The organism is Enterobacteriaceae endosymbiont of Donacia semicuprea (assembly GCF_012570535.1).
In the GTDB taxonomy this organism is placed as follows: domain Bacteria; phylum Pseudomonadota; class Gammaproteobacteria; order Enterobacterales; family Enterobacteriaceae.
Genome location: NZ_CP046211.1, coordinates 1 through 5,734 on the forward strand (window position 1 = coordinate 1; position 5,734 = coordinate 5,734).

At 17.3% G+C, this 5,734-nt stretch carries 3 protein-coding genes; 1 reads left to right on the plus strand and 2 read right to left on the minus strand.

The window, feature by feature from the left end:
• The gene (locus tag GJT91_RS02260; protein WP_211080620.1) at nt 1-2,916 is read left to right on the plus strand and encodes an inverse autotransporter beta domain-containing protein; all 2,916 of its coding nucleotides are present in this window, start codon (nt 1-3) and stop codon (nt 2,914-2,916) included.
• Nucleotides 2,917-3,286: 370 nt separating this feature from the next.
• On the opposite strand, the gene GJT91_RS02245 is transcribed toward GJT91_RS02260, so the two are convergent.
• Together GJT91_RS02245 and trfA are read right to left on the minus strand one after the other, a co-directional pair.
• Nucleotides 3,287-3,973: a prephenate dehydratase domain-containing protein gene (locus tag GJT91_RS02245; RefSeq protein WP_168868628.1), complete on the minus strand. Its 687-nt coding sequence runs from the start codon at nt 3,971-3,973 to the stop codon at nt 3,287-3,289.
• A gap of 67 nt (nt 3,974-4,040) precedes the next feature.
• The gene (trfA, locus tag GJT91_RS02250) at nt 4,041-4,916 is read right to left on the minus strand and encodes a plasmid replication initiator TrfA (RefSeq protein ID WP_168868629.1); all 876 of its coding nucleotides are present in this window, start codon (nt 4,914-4,916) and stop codon (nt 4,041-4,043) included.
• Between the last annotated feature and the right edge of the window lie 818 nt (nt 4,917-5,734).

Below are 5,734 nucleotides of genomic sequence, written 5' to 3' on the forward strand. Positions count from 1 at the left end.
ATGAACAAAAAAAATAAACATAAAAAAAATTTGTTAAATCTTAATAAATTATTTATAAAAACATTAAAATTTACTATCTTAACAATTCTTATTCTTATAAACATTAATTATGTAAAAGGATTTACTTTTAATAGAAGTAAAAAATACAGTGGTTATTTTAATAAAAAGTATCATTTTAAAAAAAATAGTACTTCTATATTTTTATTAAATAAAATAATTAAAATTTTTGTTATTAAAAGAACTAATTTTTATACAAAAAAAAAAAATTATTTAATTTTAATAAAAAATAATTTATTTAAATTATTTCTTCAAATAAAGAAAAAAAAAAATATAGAAGATAAAGAAGATAAAATTTTTAATCATTTTTTAAATAAAGATGAAATAATGTGGTATAATTTACGAAAAAGTTATATTAAAAATGGTTATTCATCTAAATATATTTCAGATTTATTTTCTTTACCTAAAGAAAAAGAAAATAATAAAGAAAAAAATAATCATTTTCAAAAAGATTTATTTTATCTTTTGTTAACAGTAAAAGATTTATTTTCTAATAAGGATTTTAGTAGAGAAAATTTGATAAAAAATATTAAATTAATTTTTGTAAATAAAATTAATAAAGAATTTAATGAAAAAATTAAGTTAAATATTAATAAAATATTTGATTTTTTACAAATTAATGGTAAAAGTTCTATAATTTTAAATTTAGATGAAAATTTAAATTTAAATAATTCTGAAATAAATTTTTTATTTCCAATTATAGAAAATGAAGATTTTATTTTTTTTATACAAAATGACATTCATAAAACGGATGATAGAACTCAAAATAATTTAGGTTTAGGTATAAGAAAATTATCATTTGATAACGAATATATGGTTGGTTTAAATAGTTTTTTTGATTATGATTTTACATTAGAAAATTCAAGATTAGGTATCGGTATAGAATATTGGAGAGAATTTATAAAACTTAGTGCTAATAGCTATTATGGATTAAGTAAATGGTGGCATTTAGATTCTTTAAAAAAAAATAAAAAATTAAATGACATAAATGATGACGAATTTTTTATGAGACCAGCAACAGGATTAGATGTCAAATTTGAGGGATATTTTCCACAAATACCAGAAATAAAATTTCAATTAGAATATGAAAAATATTACGGTAATATAGGATTTAAAAAAAATAATAATGGATATGAAAATAAAAAATTATTTTCTCCTTCTATTTTATCATTCGGTATAAATTATAATCCAATTCCTTTATTAACCTTTTCTTTAAAAAGAATAGAAAATTTTTTAGGAGAAAGTAATACTCAATTTAAAATTGGACTAAATTTTGTATTTAATCATTCTTTACATGATCAAATGAATAAAGAATTTTCTAATCTTTTTTCATCAGTTAATGATCATAGATATGATTTTGTAAATAGAAATAATAATATTATTTTAGAATATAGAGAAGAATTTTTAATTAAAATATTTACTAAGAAAAAAATAGTTGGATATCCAGGTAGTAAAATTTTTTTAGATATTAAAGTAAAATCTGTAAATAAATTTAAAAATATACATTTTAACGTTAATAATAATTTTTTAAAAAATGGTGGATCAATTGAATCAATTGAACCAATTGAATATGTTAAGAATAATTATGTGATTACTTTACCTAATTATAATTTTAAATATATTAATAAGAATAATTATAAATTAAGAATTACAGCTTCTGATATTGAAGGTAATAAAGATTTTGTTTATGTTAGAATTAATATTTTTCCTCCTATTATAAATAAAAATTTTTCAACTTTAACTATTTTTCCTAAAAAAATATTAATTAAATCAGAAAAATCAAAAATTGTTTTAGAAGCTAGAGATGTAAATAATAAGATATTATCTGATATGGATGATGTTTCTTTTATAGTTGAAAAATCTAGTTTTGCTGATAAACATAATATTCATATAAGTAAAGTTATTGAGTATCCTAAAGGTACTTATTCTGCAAATATTACTAGTATTACTCCAGGAGAAGCATTTTTAAAAGTAAAATTTGGTGATAAAATTAATCAAGAATTAAGTGAAAAAATTGATTTTATATTACCTTCTGTTGATAACATGATTATTAATATAACAAATTATAATAATAATAAATTAGATGAAAGTAATGTTATTGTTTCTAAAGTTGATGTACCTCTTAATTTTTTAATAACAGTTTTTGATAAATACGGTAAAAGATTTAAATTTGCTAATATTGAAATACATAGGATCTTATCTAAAGATAGACAAGGTCATGTAAGAAAAGATAGTGGTAAATTAAATATTGAAGATATTACACATCAAAAATCCATTATTAATGATAATTTTTCATTTACTACAGATATAAATGGTGATTTAAAACTTAAAATATCAGATCCTCTTGGTATTGGTGTATGTAGTACAATTAATATTATGGCAAATAAATATGTTACAAAAAAAATTAATTTAATTTACACGGTTCCTACTAGTCCTGATACTGTTCATGCTAACATGTATGGACATATGGTAGATTATATATTTCTTAATGGAATAAAATATGAAAGACCTAATTTAATGTCAGAACGCACTGGAGATCAAGTATATCATTATTTAAATGAAGATTGGGCTAAGTTTACATGGGATAATGCTAAAGAATATTGTGAATCTCGAAATCATAATTTACCTACAATTGAAGAATTAGCAGATTTTAATAGTTTTCATACAGGTGAAGATTTACTTAGTAATTATGGATGGCCTATCATTCAACGTTATAGTCGAGTTTGGACAGTAACTTCTATAATAGATAGATATTTTCCTGAACCATTACATTATTATGTTGATTTTAAAGATGGACATATACAAAAAGCAATTCCTAGTAATATATTTACTGTTTTTTGTATAAGAAGAACAAAATAATTATTAATATTTTTTTATAATTAAATTTTTTTAAGTATAAATAATTTTTTTAAGTAGAAAAATATATATTTTATTATAAAATAATTATATCTGAAATAAATAGTTATAATAATATAATAAAGATTATATTATTAATTATAATATAAGATTGATTTATATATTAAATAAGATATTTTAAGAATTTTAATTTTTTTTTAAATAAAAAAAATTATTATTTTTTATAAAAGTTTATTTTTTAATAAAAAGTAATTTTTTTTAGTTACTAAATTAAATTAATATTTTTTTTACATATTAAATATTAATTTAATAAAATAAAAAGTAATGAAAAAAATAATGTATAAAATTATTAATTAATTTTATTTATTAAAATTTAAAACAAATTTTTTAAAATTAAAAAATTTGTTTTATTATCTATTTTATTAGATATATTTTTTTTTAATACATTTAAATTATAGAAGCTAGCAGCTATTTTATTTCCTATAGCTGCTAGCTTTTCTGATGATTTTTTTTTTATAAAATGTGCAGCATAAGAAGAACTAGGACAATTTTTAACAACTAATTTTGGATATTTTTTTATAAAAAAACTACATTGTAAAAATGATTGAGGATGACTAAAAATTTTTTCAATTTGATGAATAGATATATCTTTTCTATAAGTAATTAGACAATGTTGAATTGGAATCGTAAATCTTTTTTGAATTTTCAAAAAAGATTTATTTTTTTTTAATAATATTAATACTTCTTTTATAAATCCTGTATAATTATTATATATTGGAACTATGGCTAAATTTATAATGTTATTTGTAATACAAGAAAAAATTTCAGAAAAATCTTTACAACTTACATTGATAATTTTTTTTTTAAAAAAAAAATTATCAATGTAAGTTAAAGTAGCTAAATGAGAATAACTACCCAAAGGTCCTAAAAAAGCAATACTTATTGAATCTTTTTTTTTTTCTTTCATTTTTTTAAAATTATTAATATCTTTATTAAGAATCATATTAGATTTTAATATTTTTTTTAAAAAATTATAATTTAAACAAATTTTTTTTTTCATTTTTAATATACAATAATATATAAAATAATATTTTATTCATTATAATATAAATAAAAAAGAAAAGATATTATTTTTTTATAATATGAACAATATCGTTATAATCTATCCAACATTTCCAACCTGTAGCTAAAGAAACATCATGTAAAGATTTTTTTAAAATTTGTCTAAATTTCCATAATAATGAAGTATTACTACCACATAATTTTTTTAAAGTACTGACTTTATAATATAAAGGAATATTATGTGAACAAAAAAAACAGTGTATCCATTGAGATAATGGTTTTCCTTTTAATTTTTTTCGTTCTTTTAAAGAAATTGCTGTCCACATAGAATCCATAAACAAGGTAATAATATTTTTATTTAGTAAAATTATGTTTTTTTTAGTTTTACTATTTCTATACCACTCATGTAATAAATGACCTATATAAAAATTATTTTTATATTTTATTTCTATACTACAGATAGATAATCTTATTAAGGATGATTTTAACCATTCATAATCTTTTTTACCTGTTTTTCTATCAATTGATTTTAAAAATGAATAAGTAGAAAAAATTACTCTTTTACCTAAAGGTACTTTAGTAAGTCTATATAAGCATTCTAACCAAACATCTAAATCAGTTTGATCTAAACTTTCTCCTGTAAATCGTATATCAAAACCATTTAAAGATGTTTTTAAAATATTTCTTTCATATTTTCTGTAACCTTTTCTTATAACACTAAATAAAGAACTTCTTAACATAATATTTGGAATAATTCTTTTATCTTTTGATATTTTAATAAAAAAGGAATTTTTATTAATATTTTTAATATTTGAATTATAATCAATATTAACTTCAGAAAAATTTTTACTTTTAAAATAGATTTTTTCCTTAGAATCAGATTTTTTTTTGTTAATTTTAAGTAACAGTTTTATTCTTTCACTAATTAATTTATTTCTCATTTGAAAAATCAAGTAAAATTTGTAAAATATAAATAATTAAAATTTAAAATTTGTAAATATAAAAATGAATAATAAACTAAATAATAGTGCAGTTTAATATACATAATTAGATAATATAGTAGAACAGAAAAATAAATACTAGCCTAAATAAAAAATGAAATAATTTAGAATTAATAAATTTATTATTTTTTAATTATATTTATATACATAATTTATACTCCAATTTAATATTTTAAATAATTTAGAATTAATAAATTTATTATTTTTTAATTATATTTATATACATAATTTATACTCCAATTTAATATTTTTTGAAAAAAATTATAAAACACATGGGTAATATTATTTTATTTTTTAAAAATTTTTTAAAATTAAAAATCAAGTAATATTTTTTATAAACAAAAGTAAAAGTACTAACCATTCTATATAATTTTTTTAAAATGTCAAGTTTAATTTTTAAAATTTTTATAATAATAAAAACGGGATAACAAGTAGCAAAAACGGGATAACAAGTAGCAAAAACGGGATAACAAGTAGCAAAAAACGGGATAACAAGTAGCAAAAAACGGGATAACAAGTAGTTCTGTTTTATATATTTGGTTAATAAATAAATAAATAAAATCTTTTATAATCTTTTATAGTCTTTTATGTATGACTTTTCGTATTTCTTATAATTTTTTATAATTTTACATAAACAAAAAAAAACTTGAGAAAAAAAATTATTATGATAATATATAAAACATGGGTAAAAAAATATTAAATAAAGATTATTTTACTATATTTTAAAAATTTTATTTTAATAAAAATATATATATAAT

Excerpts from the sequence above, each read along its gene's own strand:
- GJT91_RS02260 (WP_211080620.1), top strand. The coding sequence starts at position 1 with ATGAACAAAAAAAATAAACATAAAAAAAATTTGTTAAATCTTAATAAA.
- GJT91_RS02245 (WP_168868628.1), bottom strand. The coding sequence starts at position 3,973 with ATGAAAAAAAAAATTTGTTTAAATTATAATTTTTTAAAAAAAATATTA.
- trfA (WP_168868629.1), bottom strand. The coding sequence starts at position 4,916 with ATGAGAAATAAATTAATTAGTGAAAGAATAAAACTGTTACTTAAAATT.